Raw genomic sequence first — 15247 nt, forward strand, 5'->3', positions numbered from 1 at the left:
CAAGAACGGGGGTTTTTCGGGGCTCAAGAGGCAGTTTAAGCCTTTGATATCCCCGGAAAATCCAGAAACGTTCCAGGGCGGCTCGGCAGGCTTCGACCAAAGCGTGAGACCGATTTGACCCGCTGCATGGTCGCGATGCGTCCGCCCCCCGTTGATGCAGCCCCGATTTCCGTGTCTTTGGGTATCGCCGGGCGATCAGCCGGCCCGGATCCCGCCGGGCCGGAAGCCCCGGTGCATGCGGGGCCAGATCAATCACAATGTCCGCCACCGGTCAGACCACGAGCGCGGAAACATCCGGTCCCAGCTGGATCACCAACCAGCCATACCTGCTGCTGAGCATCACTGCGTTGTGCTGGGCCGGCAACGCCATCGTCGGGCGGCTCGCCGCCGGCCACATCCCGCCGGTCACCCTATCGTTCCTGCGCTGGTTCTTCGCCTTCCTGCTGGTGCTGCCGTTCGCCTGGAAGCATCTCGCCCAGGACTGGCCGGCGATCCGCAGCAAGCTCGGCCTGATGGTCACGCTCTCGATCACCGGCATCGGCGCCTTCAACACGCTGCAATATTGGGCGCTGGAGCATACCCAGGCCCTCAACACGCTGTTGCTGCAATCAGCTGCGCCCCTGGTCGTGGCGCTGTGGTCGCTGGCCATCCTCGGCATCCGCCTCACCGCGGGGCAGGCGTTCGGCGTGCTGCTGTCGATGTGCGGCGTGCTCACGATCCTGCTGCATGGCGATTTCACCACGCTGTCGAACATCGAATTCAACAAGGGCGACCTCATCTTCATCGTCGCGCTCGTCATCTTCGCGCTCTACTCGGTGCTGACCCTGAAGCGGCCACCAATGCATGGCCTGTCGTTCCTCGCCTTCACCTTCGGGGTCGGCGCGGCCTGCCTCATTCCGCTGGAGATCTGGGAATTGTCCGCGCGTCCCGTGATGAAGCTCGACGGGCCAAACCTGCTGACGCTGTTCTACGTCGCGGTGTTCCCTTCGACGCTCGCCTATCTCTGCTTCAATCGCGGCGTGCGCCTGATCGGCGCCAACCGCGCCGCGCCGTTCTTCCACGTCGTGCCGGTGTTCGGCTCGATCATGGCGATGGCGTTCCTGGGCGAACACCCGCAGGTGTTTCACTTCGTCGGATTTGCGCTGGTGCTGTCGGGCGTGTTCGTGGCCTCACGGAAGCAGGCGAGCTGACGCCTCAATGCGAAACCTTCTTTCTGTGCGCGTATTTCGGATTGATGCCGCAAGAGGCACGCGTGCCGGACGCCGTGACCCGGCACTGCTCATAAGTATTGAAGCTGCAATTTCCCGGATAGCCCCATTGATCCCCCTGTAGGCAATAGCGCGCCGCATGGGCCGGGGTGGTCCCCGCGGCGCACGACAGGACAAGGGCGGACAGACTGACCAGGGCAAGACGATGCATGGGATTCTCCGATGGCGCGCGGGAGGCTGACCCCGATTCCTTGCTGGCAAGCGGTGACGGACCATTGATCAAGATCAAGGCCGCGAGCCGGGCGGGGTTCAGCCGGCGCTGAACTTGCTGTAGGCCTCGCGCGTCGCGATGATGACGTGCTCGGCGCAGCCGTTGACGCGATGCGGATCGGCTTCACGCTCGTAGGCTTGCGACGTCATCATGTCGAGGAAGGCCGCAACGGACGGGTAATAGACCAGCGCGACGAAATCCCAGTCATGGCCCGCGTGCGGTCCGAGCGCGACAGCCTTGGCCTCGCCGGTCCAGAGCAAGGTGCCGCCGCGGGCCTTGATCATCGGCACCGTGACGGCGCTGTAGCGCAAATAGGCGTCCCAGCCGGACCCGTCACCGTCGCGCGAGCGCGCGTGGAAACGCATCAGGTTCAGCATCACCACCGACGCCTGCGGATCGAGCTGCTCCAGGCCCTCGACGTTCAACATATTAACCGCCAATGGCACCTCCTCGGGGTTTGCCTGCATTGTAGCATTGCGACCCTGTGACTTGTGCCCCAACGCCAATCCGGCGCAAGCTCCAATCCAACGCCAATGACGATCGCTTCGCCCGCGCCAAAGGCCGCCAATCCGGCCAGTTGGCTCAACAATCAGCCTTATCTGCTGCTCAGCCTGAGCTCGCTGTTCTGGGCGGGCAACATCGTGCTCGCACGTCATGTCGGCGCGCATGTGCCGCCGCTGACGGTGACCACGATCCGCTGGTTCGGCGTATTCCTGATCCTGCTGCCATTCGCCTGGCCGCACTTGAAGCGGGACTGGCCGGCCTTGCGGCGCAGCCTGCCCTTGATGCTGTTCCTGTCGCTGGTCGGCTTCGCCTTCAACAACGCGATCTCGTACTGGGCGATGCAATATACGGAGGCGCTGAACGCCCTGCTGATCCAGTCGGCAGGTCCCCTGTTCGTGGCGCTGTGGTCGCTGGTGCTGTTCGGCGTGCGGCTGACGGGTGCGCAATTCGCCGGCATCGCGATCTCGCTTCTCGGCGTGCTGATCATCATCCTGCGCGGCGATCTCGCCGCGCTCGCGAGCATCAGCTTCAACAGGGGCGACATCATGTTCGCCTCCTCGCTGGTGGCGTTCGGGATCTACTCCGCCTTCATTCCGCGCCGGCCGAAGATCCATCAGCTCTCCTTCCTGTCCTTCACCACCTGCTGCGGCGCGACGATGCTGCTGCCGACAGCGGTCTGGGAGGCGGCAAGCGGCCGCGTCCTGCAGCTCGACGGGATGACGCTGGCGACGCTGGGCTACATCCTGATCTTTCCGTCGACGCTGGCCTACCTCTTCTTCAACCGCGGGGTGGCGCTGATCGGGCCGAACCGGGCGGCCCCGTTCTTCCATCTGGTGCCGGTGTTCGGCTCGGCGATGGCGATCCTGCTGCTCGGCGAGAAGCTCCAGCCGTTTCACTTGACCGGCTACGTGCTGGTGCTCGCCGGCGTCGTGATCGCCTCGCGCCAGGGGTCGGCCGTGAAGTAATTCCGCGCGGCGGACACACGACGGTCTCGTGTCGTGCAGCGCATCGCTGAAGAAGCGCTGCGCTGCGTCCGGGGCACGAGACCGAGTCAACTCGCGTCTTTTGATTTCTGTCCAGACAAGATAGGTTCCCCGCCAACCAAAAAGAGGGAACGTCTCAAGATGATTTCAGGGCTGATTCGAAACCTGCGCGCCGTCGCCACGGCCGCATTGTGTCTTGCCGCCGCATCCGCTGCCCAAGCCGACAATTATCCCAGCCGCAATATCACGCTGGTCTTGCCGTTCGCGGCCGGCAGCGGCACGGACACGACGACGCGGCTGATCTCGCAGCATCTGTCGCAGGCGCTCGGCGTCGGCATCGTGATCGAGAACAAGGCGGGCGCCAACGGCATGCTCGCCGCAAGCTATGTCGCGAAGGCCGCCCCCGACGGCTACACGCTGCTGGTGACCACCAACACCACGCATTCGGCCAATCCCTATCTGCTCAAGACCCTCACATATGATCCCGTCAAGGACTTCACGCCGATCGCGCGCACGGGCGACCTGCCCTTCATGCTGGTCGTCAATCCGGAGGTGCCGGCCAAGACCGTCGGCGAGCTCGTCGCCTATGGCAAGGCCAATCCGGGCAAGCTGAGCTACGCCTCGGGATCATCCTCGGCGATCGTGTCGGGCGCGACCTTTGCGCACAATGCCGGGCTCGACCTCTTGCACGTGCCCTACAAGAGCTCGCCGCCGGCGCTCAACGACGTCATGGGCGGCCGCGTCTCGATGATGTTCGTCGACATCCTGACCGGCCTTCCGCACGTCAACGGCAACGCGTTGCGCGCGCTCGCCGTCACCACCAAGGAGCGCTCGCCGCTGGTGCCGCACCTGCCCTCGATGCAGGAGGCCGGCGTGCCTGATTTCGACATCACCTCATGGCAGGGCTATTTCGGTCCGGCCGGCATGCCGAAGGAGATCGTGACGCGGCTCAATGCCGAGATCAGGAAGATCGTCGAGAAGCCGGAAATCAAGGCCCAGCTCGCCACGCTCGGCATGGACGCATTTTCCGGCACGCCGGAAGATCTCGGCAAGTTCGTCAACGAGCAGTTGGTGCTGTGGGAGAAGCTGATCACCAACGCGAAGATCGAGAAGCAGTAGGAGCGCTTGCGCGCGCTGCGCTCTCCGCATTCTCCGTCAGGGCCGGGCTTGTCCCGGCCATCCACGCCCAACGGCGTGTTCGATGTCCAAGAACGCGGATGCCCGGGACAAGCCCGGGCATGACGTCGTAGTTGATGGTAACGATCGAGCGCCGGCTCACGCCGCGCGCACCTTGGCGAGGAAGCTGTCGACGGCGCTGCGCAGCGCGCCGGACTGGTTGTCCAGCTCGCGGGCGTTGGTCAGCACATCGCCTGCCGCCGTGCCGGTCGCTTCCGCGGCCGAGGTAACGCTGCCGATATGGGCGTTGATTTCGCTCGATCCGGCTGCGACCGACTGGATGTTGCGGGCGATCTCGCGGGTGGCCTCGCCCTGCTGCTCGATCGAGGCGGAAATGCCTGCCGTGATCTCGCTCATCTCTGCGATCGTCTGCGTGATGCCGCCGATCGCCGCCACCGCATCGCTGGTCGAGGTCTGCATCGCCGCAACCTGGGCGGAGATTTCCTCGGTGGCCTTGGCGGTCTGGTTGGCGAGCGCCTTGACCTCGGAGGCGACCACGGCGAATCCGCGGCCGGACTCGCCAGCGCGGGCCGCCTCGATGGTGGCGTTGAGCGCGAGCAGATTGGTCTGCGCCGCGATCGAGTGGATCAGCTTGACCACCTCGCCGATCTTCTCGGCACCGGTGGAGAGCTCCTGCACCGTGGCATTGGTGCGCTCGGCGTCGCTGACGGCGCGGCTCGCCACTTCCGTCGAGCGCGTCACCTGGCGGGAGATTTCCGCAACGGAGCTCGACAGCTCCTCGGCGGCCGCCGCGACCGTGCCGACATTGCCGGAGGCCTTTTGCGAGGCCGCACCGACCGTTGCCGCGCGCGACGAGGCGTCGCTGGCGGTCGCGGTCATCGACTGCGCCGTGGTCTGCATGCCGGCCGCGGCCGAAGAGACCGAGCGGACGATGCCGTTGACGCTGCGTTCGAAGTCGTTGGCGATCCCCTCCATCGCGCTGCGGCGTTCCGCCGCGACGCGTTCCTTGGCATCGGCTTCGGTCTTCTCGAGGTCGCGGATGCGGACGGCATTGTCCTTGAATATCTGGACGGTGGCTGCCATCGCGCCGACCTCGTCGCCACGACCGACGCCAGGAATATCGCCATCGAGCTTGCCGTCGGCGAGGTCCTTCATGCGGGCGCCGAGCAGGGCGAGCGGACGGCTGATGCCGCGGCCGATCATCCAGGCGACGCTGCCGGCAACGATGAGGATGCCGAGGATGGCAAGGCCGAGCAGCCAGTAGACGGGTCCCATCTTGGTGTCGATGTCGTCGAGATAGGCGCCGGTGCCGAGATACATGTCGAAGCCGGGGACCGCCACCGCGTAACCGATCTTGCGGATCGGCTTCTCCTGGCCGGGTTTCACATATTCATAATGCAGCAGGATCGACCCATTCGCCTTGACACCGTCCATCAGCTCGACGGACAGCTTGCGGCCATTGGTCACGACATCCATGCGGTTGGTGCCGATCTGCTTGGGATCGGGCGCGAGCTGCGTGATGCCTTCATAGGACGTGCCGAACAAATAGCCCGAGCCGTTGTCGTAGGTCATCGCATTGCCATAGCGACGAAGCTCGGCCATCGCCGCATCCTTCGTCAGCTCGCCGGTATCGACCCGCTTCTTCAGCGCGGCGGCATAATTGCGCGCCAGCTCGACGATCGCCTTGGCCTGGTCGATGCGCGCGGTCACCATCTCGCGCTTCATCAAATAGCCGGCGAGGACGCCGGAGATGCAAAGGCCAAACAAGGTGACGCCGACAAGGATGCCGAGCTTCGGGGCGATCTTCAGATTGCTCAACTTCACCATGGGCTCCTCGAATGGTGCGGACGCACCGCAGACCTCTTTGATTTGAATCAACCTTTAGTGGGACACCCCTTAGCAAGTTACTTACGTGCCTCCGTAGAAGCCCGGACGCAGCCGCGAAAAACGGCGATTTATCTGCAGGCCGACAACCGGGAATTGTACGTCATCACCCCGATTTCGCGTAAAAGACGCAAAGGCCCGCCCGCGGAGACGGGTCACAACAAGAACCGACAAACCAAATCGGGAGCGAGACAATGCCGAAATACAGGGTGGTGACGCCGAAGGGCGCGAGCTTCACGGTCGCGGGCAGCGACTATTCCTACGAGCGCGAAGCGCTCGATCCGATCGATGCCGAGATCGTCGAGGCCCCTGCCGACGAGGCCGGGTTCATCGCCGCCGCGAAGAATGCCGACGCCATCTATGCCAAGGGCATCCCCATCACCAAGTCGATCATCGACAGCTTGGAGACTTGCAAGGTCATCACGCTCGGCTCGGTCGGCGTCGACAGCGTCGACGTCAAGGCCGCCACGGCCCGTGGAATCCCGGTGACCAACATCCCCGACACCTTCATCGAGGAAGTTGCTGACCACGCGATGATGCTGCTGCTTGCCGGCTTCCGCCGCCTGGTCGAGCAGGACCGCATGGTGCGCGATGGCCGCTGGGCCGAGGGCCGGCCGGCGCTGCTCAAGGTTCCCAGGTTGATGGGCCAGACGCTCGGCTTCGTCTCGTTCGGCCGTGTCGCGCGGGCGGTTGCGAAGCGTGCGGCGCCGTTCGGCCTGCGCATGATGGCCTACGATCCCTTCATCCAGGAAACGCTGATGTACGATCACGGCGTGATCCCGGCGACGCTGAACGAGGTGCTGTCGCAATCCGACTTCGTCTCGATGCATGCTCCGGCAAGGCCCGAGGTGCATCACATGCTGACCGAGAAGCACTTTCGGCAGATGAAGAAGGGCTCGATCTTCATCAACACCGGGCGCGGCGCCACCGTGGACGAGGAGAGCCTGATCAAGGCGCTGCAGGAGGGGTGGATCGCGCACGCCGCCCTCGACGTGCTGGAGAAGGAGCCGCCCTCGCACAACAATCCCCTGCTCGGCATGGAGAACGTGACGCTGACGGCCCACGTCGCCTCGGCCTCGGCACGGTTTGACGAGGCGCGCAAGCGCCGGGTGGGCTACGAATTGTCACTGGTGCTGCAGGGCATGTGGCCGGTAAGCTGCGTCAATCCGTCGGTGCTGCAGACGACCTCGCTCCGCCGCTGGCAACCCGTCAGCATGGATCGCGGGCCGAACAGCTAGGCGGCCGGCGCAAAGGCGCCTACGGTCGAAACGACCCTTCACCGGCGATCAACGCCGGGAGGGGAACATCATAGGGAGGTACTGATGAGGAACGACATCACACGTCGTGATGCCTTGGCGCTGGGCCTATCCGCTGCAACGCTCGCGGCCACCGGTGCTGCAGCGCAAACATCCACGATCAAGGCCGCCGACGTGGCGGCGCCCAAGCGCGAGATCGAGAAGGGCGCGTCATTGCGCATGCTGCGCCCGGTGCGTTTCGTCCAGGCCGACGAGGATGTGTTCCGCGCCAATGCGGCGAAGTTCACCAAGGAGACCGGCGTCGAGGTCAAGGTCGACTTCGTCGGCTGGGAGGACATCAACCAGCAGACCGCGGTCACCTCGAACTCCGGCGCGGGCCCCGACATCATCATCGGCTTCTCCGACGCCCCCCACATCTACGTCGACAAGCTGATCGAGCTGACCGACGTCGCCGACTATGTTGGAAAGCGCTATGGCGGCTGGCTGCCGCTGGCGCAGCGCTACGGCAAGAAGAACAAGAGCGACGCCTGGATCGGCTTGCCGTTTGGCGCCACCGCGGGGCCCCTGATCTACCGCAAGTCGATCCTGCAATCGGTCGGCTTCGACAAGGTGCCGGAAGACCATGCCGGAATCCTCGACCTCTGCCGCAAGCTGCACAAGGCCGGCAAGCCGGCCGGCTTCGCGCTCGGCAATGCCAAGGGCGACGGCAACGGCTTCGCCAACTGGGCGCTGTGGTCGCACAACGCGTCCCTGCTCGACGAGGAAGGCAATGTCGTGATCAACAGCAAGGAGACGATCGCCGCGCTGAATTGGGTCAAGGAGCTCTACCCGACCTTCATCGCCGGCACGCCGTCGTGGAACGACGTCAGCAACAACCGCGCCTATTCCTCGCAGGAGATCTCGCTGACCGCCAACGGCGTCTCGCTGTACTTCTCGCTGAAGAACGACCCGGCGACCAAGGCGATCGCCGAGGACAGCGAGCACCAGCTGCTGCCCAAAGGCCTCGCCAAGGTCTCTCCGATGGCCGGCCTGACGCTGAACGCCATGGTGTTCAAGCACAGTCCTTACCCCAACGCCGCCAAGGCCTTCCTGCAATACATGCTGGAAAAGGACCAGTACGAGCCGTGGCTCAACGCCAATTCCGGTTACTGGTCGCAGCCGCTGGCCGCCTATGCCGAGGCCGCCGTGTGGTCGCAGGATCCCAAGGTGAAGCTGTTCAAGGACACGATGAACAGCACCTATTATGACGGCTACAAGGGGCCGATCTCGACGGCGACCGGCGCCGTCAGCGCCGATTACGTGCTAATTCAGATGTGCGCGTCTGTCGCCACCGGCGCGGCCACGCCGGAGGCCGCGGCCGCCGAAGCCGAGCAGCGCTGCAAGCGGTACTTCCGGCGGCAGAAGTAGCGCCGGATAGAAGCGTCGTCATTGCGAGCGCAGCGAAGCAATCCAAGGTCCCCTCCGCGGAGATGGTCCGGATTGCTTCGTCGCACCAGTGCAAAATTGCTCCGCAATTTTGTCACGGGCTCCTCGCAATGACGGCCGTGGTGGTCTTCAAAGACGGGACAACACACTGATGTCCGTGACGACACTCTCCTCCCACGCCCTGGCGCATCGGCAGCCCTCCTGGCTGGTGCGATTGTTCGACTACAAGCCATTCCTCATCGTGATGTGCCTGGCGCCCGCGATCGGGCTGCTCTCGGTATTCCTCACCTATCCACTTGGCCTCGGCATCTGGCTCGCCTTCACCGACACCACGATCGGCCGGCGTGGCATCTTCGTCGGTTTCGAGAACTTCCAGTATCTGCTCACCGATCCCTTGTGGTGGAACGCGGTGTTCTACAGCGTGGTCTATACGGGAATCGCAACCTTCGGGAAGTTCGCGCTCGGCTTCTGGCTCGCGCTGCTGCTCAACAACCATTTTCCGTTCAAGAGCCTCTTGCGTGCCATCATCCTCCTGCCCTGGATCGTGCCGACCGTGCTCTCGGCGCTGGCGTTCTGGTGGATCTACGATCCGCAGTTCTCGATCATCTCCTATCTGCTCGTCGACGTGCTGCACTGGCGATCGAGCAATGTCGACTTCCTCGGCTCGCCCTGGCCGGCGCGCTTCTCGCTGATCGCGGCGAACGTCTGGCGCGGCATTCCCTTCGTCGCGATCTCGCTGCTGGCGGGCCTGCAGACCATCTCGCCCTCGCTCTACGAGGCCGCGATGCTCGATGGCGCCAGCGCCTGGCAGCGCTTCCGCTACATCACCTTCCCGATGATGATGCCGATCCTCGCCATCGTCATGACCTTCTCGATCATCTTCACCTTCACCGACTTCCAGCTGGTCTACGCCATCACCCGCGGCGGGCCCGTCAACTCGACCCACCTGCTGGCGACGCTGGCATTTCAGCGCGGCATCGCCGGCGGCGAGCTCGGCGAAGGTGCGGCGATCGCGGTGTCGATGATCCCGTTCCTGGTGTTCGCGACGCTGTTCTCTTATTTCGGCCTGGCGCGCCGCAAATGGCAGCAGGGAGAGGCCAATGACTGATATCGTCGCGCAAACCGGCGTCGCGGACGCCAAGGCCGCACCCGACACCATGGCCTGGGATTCCGGGCTGCGGCGGCTGATGATGATCTACCTGCCGCTCGGCTGCTTCGTGCTGATCCTGCTGTTTCCGTTCTACTGGATGGCGATCACCTCGTTCAAGCCGAACGCGGAGCTGATGAACTACCGGGATCACAACCCGTTCTGGATCTCCTCGCCGACGCTCGCCCATATCAAGCATCTGTTGTTCGATACCTCCTATCCGCGCTGGCTGAAGACGACGATGCTGGTCGCGATCGGCTCGACCACGCTGTCCCTGGTCGCCTCGACGCTCGCCGCCTACGCCATCGAACGCCTGCGCTTCCGCGGCAGCCCCTATGTCGGCCTCGGCATCTATCTCGCCTATCTCGTGCCGCCGTCGATCCTGTTCATCCCGCTCGCTACCGTCGTGGTGCAGTTCGGCCTGTTCGACTCGCCGCTGGCGCTGATCCTGGTCTACCCGACCTTCCTGGTGCCGTTCTGCACCTGGCTCCTGATCGGCTATTTCAAGTCGATCCCCTACGAGCTCGAGGAATGCGCGCTTGTCGACGGCGCGACGCGCCTGCAGATCCTGCGGCGGATCACGCTGCCGCTCGCGGTGCCCGGGCTGATTTCGGCCGGCATCTTCTCCTTCACGCTGTCCTGGAACGAGTTCATTTACGCGCTCGCCTTCATCCAGAGCGGCGCCAACAAGACCGTGCCGGTCGCGATCCTGACCGAGCTCGTCACCGGCGACGTCTATCAGTGGGGGGCGCTGATGGCGGGATCGCTGCTGGGATCGCTCCCGGTCGCCGTGTTTTACTCGCTGTTCGTGGATTACTACGTGTCTTCGCTGACCGGCGCGGTGAAGGAGTAGATCGCCGCTGCGGCGTTTGGCCCGGCTTCACAAAACTGCAACACGCGATCCGCATAAGGCGTGCGTCCGCCAACAGGAGACGCACATGCGCGCGACTTTTCTCTCCACCGTCGCAACGATCATTCTCGCCGTGAGCCCAGCGCTCGCGCAGAGTGAAGGTGAATTCCCCGCCAAGCTCGCCGGCCACGTGGTGATGCCGGCCGCCACGTTCATCGATGCTCCCGCCGATGCCCCCGCCGATCTCAAGACGTCAGGAAAGTACACCACCGGCAAGCGCGTCGACGCGCTCGGCACCGTGATGGGCAAGTCCTATGAGCGTCCGACCGGCGTGTCGCTGCCGTTCAAGGGCCAGCCGCTGCAGGGCCATTCCGGCATCAAGACCATGCCCGACGGCAGCTTCTGGGTCATCACCGACAACGGCATGGGCGCACGCGCTAACTCGCCGGATTCGATGCTGTATTTGAACCGCTACAAGATGGATTGGGCCGGTGGCAAGATCGAGCGGCTGGAAACGATCTTCCTGCACGATCCCGACAAGAAGGTGCCTTTCCGCATCGTGCACGAGGACACCGAGAAGCGCTATCTCACCGGCTCCGACTTCGATACCGAGGGTTTTCAGATCATCGGGGACGTCTTCTGGATCGGTGACGAGTTCGGCCCTTATATCCTGAAGGCCGACAAATCCGGAAAGATCCTCGGCGTGTTCGAGACGGTCGCCGACGGCAAGCCGGTGCGTTCGCCGGACAATTGGGCGGTGGCAACGCCGGGCGCGCCGGGTGCAACCTACACCAACGTCAACCTCCGCCGCTCCAAGGGCTATGAGGGCTTTGCATCCTCCAAGGACGGCAAATTCCTCTACGGCCTGCTCGAGGGGCCGCTTTGGGATGCGGAGAAGAAGGATTGGGAAAAGGTCGACGGCAAGGAAGCCTCCCGCATCCTAGAATTCGACGTCGCCGCGGAAAAATTCACCGGCCGCTATTGGCAATATGTGTTCGAGCAGAACGGCAACGCCATCGGCGACTTCAACATGATCGACCCGGCCTCCGGTCTCATCATCGAGCGCGACAACGGCGAAGGCAGCGCGGACAAGGCCTGCCCGCAGGGCACCCGCGGCGAGAATTGCTTCCCGGATCTTGCCAAGTTCAAGCGCATCTACAAGATCGAGCTCAGCGATGCCAATGTCGGTAAGCCCGTGCGCAAGATCGGCTATATCGACCTCATGAAGATCAGGGATCCCGACAAGAAGGCGAGGAAGCCGCTCAACGACGGTGTCTACACCTTCCCGTTCTTCACCATCGAGAACGTCGATCGCGTCGACGACATCCACATCATCGTCGGCAACGACAACAATCTGCCGTTTTCCTCCAGCCGCGATCCCAACAAGGCCGACGACGACGAGTTCATGCTGCTGGAGGTCGCGGACTTTCTAAAGGCGAAGTAGGGCCCCGGCTCTCTCAACACGGTCATCGCCCGGCTCGACCGGGCGATCCAGTACGCCGCGGTGCCAGCGAGTCAAACGTGAGGCCTCGGCGTACCGGATGCCCCGGTCCAGCCGGGGCATGACAGCGGTGGAATCAGCGCACCGTAAATTCCACCGGGATCGTAAAATTCATCGAGCCGTTCTTGATCTCGTCGGGTATGGGCGGAAACGGCGAGGCCTGGCGGACCATCGACGTGGCCTGGGCGTCGAAGGCAGCAACGCCGGACGAGCTGGCAAGGCGGCTGGACGTCACTTGCCCGCTGCGGCTGACGGTGAAGCTCAGCCTGGCGACGCCGCGCTGGCCGCCTCCGCCGGCCGGATAGGAGTGAAAGCGCATCAGATGCGCACGGACGCGTTGATTGTACGACGCGATCATGGAGGCCGTGGCGCCGGCGCTCTGAGCCGATGCCATCGGCGCCTCTCGCTCGGCGCGCGGGGCCGCACTGGTGCGCGGCGCAGGCGTCGCCTCCGACGGCTTCTTCGCCTCGCGGCGAACCAACTTCGGCTTTGCGGGCGCCGGCTTTTCGACCGGCACGATCCTCGCGGGCTCCGGCTTGGCCGGTGCCGGCTCGAGCTTTGGCTCCGGCGGCGCCACGACGTCGGGCTTGTCCTGAGGTGGCGTCGGCGCGATCGTCTCCTCGGCGGCCTGCTGCTGCACCGGCTCCGGCGGCGAGGCGCCGGCTTGCTGCATCACCGGCCCCGGTGCGACGTCATCCTGCGTTGACTGCGGCGCCGAGGTCAACGGCGCCATATCGACCATGATCGCCGGCAGGCTGACGCCCTGCTCCGGTTGCGACCTCTGCCAATTCATCCCAAGCAGCGCGACTGCAGTATGCAGTGCCACGATCACCGCCGCCGAGAAGCCCCAGCTCGCGACCTCCCTCTCACCGAGTGGCTCGTGCAAGGCAAAGGCGTTAGCGGCCATCAACTGCGCCCATCGAGGCCGACCAGCGCGACCTTGAGATAACCGGCGTTGCGCAAGATGTTCATCACCTCCATCAGGTCGCCATAGGAGACCGCTTTGTCGGCGCGCAGATAAATGCGCTCGTCCTTGCGGCCCTTGGTGGCGGCGTCGAGCGAAGTGCCGAGCGCTTCGCGGGCGACGACGTCTTCGCCGACTGCGACAGACAAGTCCGGCTTGACGGTGACGAAGACCGGCTTGTCCGGCCTTGGCGCCGGCTCGGCTGCAGTTGCCGGCAGCTCGACGCCGATATCGACAGTGGCGAGCGGAGCGGCCACCATGAAGATGATCAGCAGCACCAGGATCACGTCGATGAACGGCGTGACGTTGATCTCATGGGTGACGTCGAGATCGCCCTGGTCGCCGCGCTTGAGCGGCGATCCGGAGTGCGTACCGAGCTTTGCGGCCATAGCTCTACTCCGCCGCCCGCGCCAGACGGAATTCCCTGTGGTCGCGTTGGCGGCTGACCAGCAACATCAGCTGCGCCGAGGCGTCGCTGAGCAGGGCGCGGTAATTGGCAATGCGGCGAACGAGATGATTGTAGATCACGACCGCCGGGATCGCCGCGACGAGGCCAAGCGCGGTGGCAAGCAGCGCCTCCGCGATACCAGGTGCGACCACCGCGAGGCTGGTGGTGTGGCTCTCCGAAATGCCGACGAAGGAGTTCATGATGCCCCAGACGGTACCGAACAGCCCGACGAACGGCGCGGTCGCGCCGATGGTCGCGAGCACGCCGGTGCCGCGCGCGATCTGCCGAGACATTGCCGCCTCGACCCGCTCGAGCCGCAGCGCGACACGTTCCTGAAGGCCGTCGTCGAGCACGCCGCCGGAGAGCTCGGCCTCCCTGGCGCAGGACTGGATGAGCTGGGCAACTGCGTCGTGGACGTCGCCGGCCCGTGCGGATGCCTGGGCCAGCGTCACATTGCCTTCCAGCGCGCGCGTCCGCTCGAGGGCGAGCGCGCCCTTGCGGCGCAGCTCGATGGTCTTGGCGAGCCACACCGTCCAGGTCACCAGCGAGGCGACGGCGAGTCCGACCATCACCGTCTTCACCACGACGTCGGCGCCGAGGAACATGCCCCAGGGCGACAGATTGCGCGGCAGCGGGGCCTGGTCGATCGCGAAGACCGGTGCCGGCGCGAGCGCCAGCGCGATGGTTAGGATCACATGCCGAAGCCTGGAATTGCTCTGCATCCTGAGCTCCTGAGTTGAAGCGAACTACACTGCGGCCACGATCCGATCTGCATGCTGCCGGAACCGCACCAGCTGATCCGCCCGCAACGCCCTTGTCTCGTCGCGCCCGACGAACACCTTGAACATGATGCCGCCGTCGGCATTGACGAAAGCGACGAAGGCGGAGGTCTTGCCCATGAAGGGCCGCTCGACGAAGGCAATAGCCGCGCAGCGCTCGTGGCGCAGATGGCCGTGCAGGCCCTTCGGCTGCATCAGGTTGAAATAGCCGCGGCCGATCTCGCCGGCGGGAATGGCGCCGGTGAATTCGAAGATCGCATCATCGGTGTGAACGATCAGCGTGACCTCACCCCACGCCGCGATGTCCTGCATGGCGGCGGCAAAGTGCTCGCCGCCACCGAGACGCACCATGGAGGATGGCAGCGCCTCGATCACCGTACGCGGGGTGACGTTGCGCTCGCGCGCGACGTCCTCGATCACCGCGCCAGGGTTGTCGGCCATATAGGCCCTGAGATCGGCGAGATCGGTGCTCAACATGTCCGGCTCCTCCTGTGCGTCATTGCCTCAAGCTGCCGCGGCCTTGCGCTCGCTCTGGATCACCTCAAAGCCCTCGAACTTGGGATGGCCGAGATAGAGGCTCTCGCCTGCTCTGTTGTCGGCACGAGCATGGGCGCGGCGGAATTCCTCGGAGCGCGTCCAGGCCTCGAACGCCGCCTTGTCGACCCAGCTGGTGTGCGACGAGTAGAGCGTGTGGTCCTCGGCCTCCGGGCCCTTCAACAGATGAAACTCGACGAAACCCGGCATGCTGCCGAGATAGGATTCGCGCGTGGCCCAGACGGTCTCGAACGCGGTCTCCGCGCCCTTCTTCACCTGGAAACGATTCATGGCGATGAACATCAAAGTCTCTCCTTCTGATCAAAACGAAACGCACCGAAGCCGCGCTGGAGCAT

16 protein-coding genes are annotated in these 15247 nt (G+C 64.5%); 8 read left to right on the forward strand and 8 right to left on the reverse strand.

Features of this window, described 5'->3' with window-relative positions; all coding sequences use genetic code 11:
- Positions 1-257 precede the first annotated feature (257 nt).
- The gene (locus tag XH83_RS30240) at positions 258-1190 is read left to right on the forward strand and encodes a DMT family transporter (RefSeq protein ID WP_194404264.1); all 933 of its coding nucleotides are present in this window, start codon (positions 258-260) and stop codon (positions 1188-1190) included.
- Between the two features lie 4 nt (positions 1191-1194).
- Here the strand turns inward: XH83_RS30240 and XH83_RS30245 are convergent, their stop codons facing one another.
- Positions 1195-1419 carry a DUF3551 domain-containing protein gene (locus XH83_RS30245; RefSeq protein WP_194404265.1) on the reverse strand — a complete coding sequence of 75 codons (225 nt, stop codon included), beginning with the start codon at positions 1417-1419 and terminating at the stop codon, positions 1195-1197.
- 98 nt (positions 1420-1517) lie between these two features.
- Positions 1518-1919 carry a DUF1330 domain-containing protein gene (locus XH83_RS30250; RefSeq protein ID WP_246776351.1) on the reverse strand — a complete coding sequence of 134 codons (402 nt, stop codon included), beginning with the start codon at positions 1917-1919 and terminating at the stop codon, positions 1518-1520.
- A 93-nt stretch (positions 1920-2012) separates the two neighbouring features.
- Between XH83_RS30250 and XH83_RS30255 the strand changes: the two genes are divergently transcribed.
- Both XH83_RS30255 and XH83_RS30260 read left to right on the forward strand, forming a co-directional pair.
- A complete protein-coding gene (locus XH83_RS30255) occupies positions 2013-2948 on the forward strand; it encodes a DMT family transporter (RefSeq protein ID WP_194404266.1) in 936 nt (311 codons plus the stop codon).
- A 159-nt stretch (positions 2949-3107) separates the two neighbouring features.
- Entirely contained in the window at positions 3108-4085 is a 978-nt protein-coding gene (locus tag XH83_RS30260; protein ID WP_194404267.1) for a tripartite tricarboxylate transporter substrate binding protein, read from the forward strand.
- Between the two features lie 156 nt (positions 4086-4241).
- Here XH83_RS30260 and XH83_RS30265 read toward each other — a convergent pair whose 3' ends face one another.
- Positions 4242-5927 (reverse strand): methyl-accepting chemotaxis protein, encoded by a 1686-nt coding sequence (locus XH83_RS30265; protein WP_194408447.1) that lies wholly within the window; start codon positions 5925-5927, stop codon positions 4242-4244.
- Between the two features lie 254 nt (positions 5928-6181).
- Here XH83_RS30265 and XH83_RS30270 point away from each other — a divergent pair, with 254 nt between their 5' ends.
- From XH83_RS30270 to XH83_RS30290, 5 genes are all read left to right on the forward strand, one after another.
- Positions 6182-7225 carry a C-terminal binding protein gene (locus tag XH83_RS30270; protein ID WP_194404268.1) on the forward strand — a complete coding sequence of 348 codons (1044 nt, stop codon included), beginning with the start codon at positions 6182-6184 and terminating at the stop codon, positions 7223-7225.
- Between the two features lie 84 nt (positions 7226-7309).
- Positions 7310-8650 (forward strand): ABC transporter substrate-binding protein, encoded by a 1341-nt coding sequence (locus XH83_RS30275; RefSeq protein ID WP_194404269.1) that lies wholly within the window; start codon positions 7310-7312, stop codon positions 8648-8650.
- Positions 8651-8819: 169 nt separating this feature from the next.
- The gene (locus XH83_RS30280) at positions 8820-9776 is read left to right on the forward strand and encodes a carbohydrate ABC transporter permease (protein ID WP_194404270.1); all 957 of its coding nucleotides are present in this window, start codon (positions 8820-8822) and stop codon (positions 9774-9776) included.
- A 49-nt stretch (positions 9777-9825) separates the two neighbouring features.
- Positions 9826-10668 (forward strand): carbohydrate ABC transporter permease, encoded by an 843-nt coding sequence (locus tag XH83_RS30285; RefSeq protein WP_246776522.1) that lies wholly within the window; start codon positions 9826-9828, stop codon positions 10666-10668.
- Between the two features lie 85 nt (positions 10669-10753).
- On the forward strand, positions 10754-12109 hold the full coding sequence (locus XH83_RS30290) for an esterase-like activity of phytase family protein (RefSeq protein WP_194404272.1): 1356 nt from the start codon (positions 10754-10756) through the stop codon (positions 12107-12109).
- A gap of 133 nt (positions 12110-12242) precedes the next feature.
- Here XH83_RS30290 and XH83_RS30295 read toward each other — a convergent pair whose 3' ends face one another.
- The 5 genes from XH83_RS30295 to XH83_RS30315 are packed head-to-tail and all read right to left on the reverse strand — an operon-like array spanning position 12243 to position 15194.
- Complete coding sequence (locus tag XH83_RS30295) at positions 12243-13073, reverse strand: energy transducer TonB (protein ID WP_194404273.1); 831 nt, start codon at positions 13071-13073, stop codon at positions 12243-12245.
- Positions 13073-13519 carry a TonB system transport protein ExbD gene (exbD, locus tag XH83_RS30300; RefSeq protein WP_194404274.1) on the reverse strand — a complete coding sequence of 149 codons (447 nt, stop codon included), beginning with the start codon at positions 13517-13519 and terminating at the stop codon, positions 13073-13075. The genes XH83_RS30295 and exbD overlap by 1 nt, the downstream gene beginning before the upstream one ends.
- Before the next feature lie 4 nt (positions 13520-13523).
- The gene (gene exbB / locus XH83_RS30305; RefSeq protein ID WP_194404275.1) at positions 13524-14300 is read right to left on the reverse strand and encodes a tonB-system energizer ExbB; all 777 of its coding nucleotides are present in this window, start codon (positions 14298-14300) and stop codon (positions 13524-13526) included.
- Between the two features lie 24 nt (positions 14301-14324).
- Positions 14325-14834 carry a heme utilization cystosolic carrier protein HutX gene (gene hutX, locus XH83_RS30310; RefSeq protein ID WP_194404276.1) on the reverse strand — a complete coding sequence of 170 codons (510 nt, stop codon included), beginning with the start codon at positions 14832-14834 and terminating at the stop codon, positions 14325-14327.
- Positions 14835-14861: 27 nt separating this feature from the next.
- Entirely contained in the window at positions 14862-15194 is a 333-nt protein-coding gene (locus XH83_RS30315; RefSeq protein WP_194404277.1) for an antibiotic biosynthesis monooxygenase, read from the reverse strand.
- Between the last annotated feature and the right edge of the window lie 53 nt (positions 15195-15247).

Source organism: Bradyrhizobium sp. CCBAU 53351, assembly GCF_015291745.1.
Lineage (GTDB): Bacteria > Pseudomonadota > Alphaproteobacteria > Rhizobiales > Xanthobacteraceae > Bradyrhizobium.

Coding starts and splice junctions, on each gene's coding strand:
- XH83_RS30240 (WP_194404264.1), top strand. CDS start 258: ATGTCCGCCACCGGTCAGACCACGAGCGCGGAAACATCCGGTCCCAGC.
- XH83_RS30245 (WP_194404265.1), bottom strand. CDS start 1,419: ATGCATCGTCTTGCCCTGGTCAGTCTGTCCGCCCTTGTCCTGTCGTGC.
- XH83_RS30255 (WP_194404266.1), top strand. CDS start 2,013: ATGACGATCGCTTCGCCCGCGCCAAAGGCCGCCAATCCGGCCAGTTGG.
- XH83_RS30260 (WP_194404267.1), top strand. CDS start 3,108: ATGATTTCAGGGCTGATTCGAAACCTGCGCGCCGTCGCCACGGCCGCA.
- XH83_RS30270 (WP_194404268.1), top strand. CDS start 6,182: ATGCCGAAATACAGGGTGGTGACGCCGAAGGGCGCGAGCTTCACGGTC.
- XH83_RS30275 (WP_194404269.1), top strand. CDS start 7,310: ATGAGGAACGACATCACACGTCGTGATGCCTTGGCGCTGGGCCTATCC.
- XH83_RS30280 (WP_194404270.1), top strand. CDS start 8,820: ATGTCCGTGACGACACTCTCCTCCCACGCCCTGGCGCATCGGCAGCCC.
- XH83_RS30285 (WP_246776522.1), top strand. CDS start 9,826: ATGGCCTGGGATTCCGGGCTGCGGCGGCTGATGATGATCTACCTGCCG.
- XH83_RS30290 (WP_194404272.1), top strand. CDS start 10,754: ATGCGCGCGACTTTTCTCTCCACCGTCGCAACGATCATTCTCGCCGTG.
- XH83_RS30295 (WP_194404273.1), bottom strand. CDS start 13,073: ATGGCCGCTAACGCCTTTGCCTTGCACGAGCCACTCGGTGAGAGGGAG.
- exbD (WP_194404274.1), bottom strand. CDS start 13,519: ATGGCCGCAAAGCTCGGTACGCACTCCGGATCGCCGCTCAAGCGCGGC.
- exbB (WP_194404275.1), bottom strand. CDS start 14,300: ATGCAGAGCAATTCCAGGCTTCGGCATGTGATCCTAACCATCGCGCTG.
- hutX (WP_194404276.1), bottom strand. CDS start 14,834: ATGTTGAGCACCGATCTCGCCGATCTCAGGGCCTATATGGCCGACAAC.
- XH83_RS30315 (WP_194404277.1), bottom strand. CDS start 15,194: ATGTTCATCGCCATGAATCGTTTCCAGGTGAAGAAGGGCGCGGAGACC.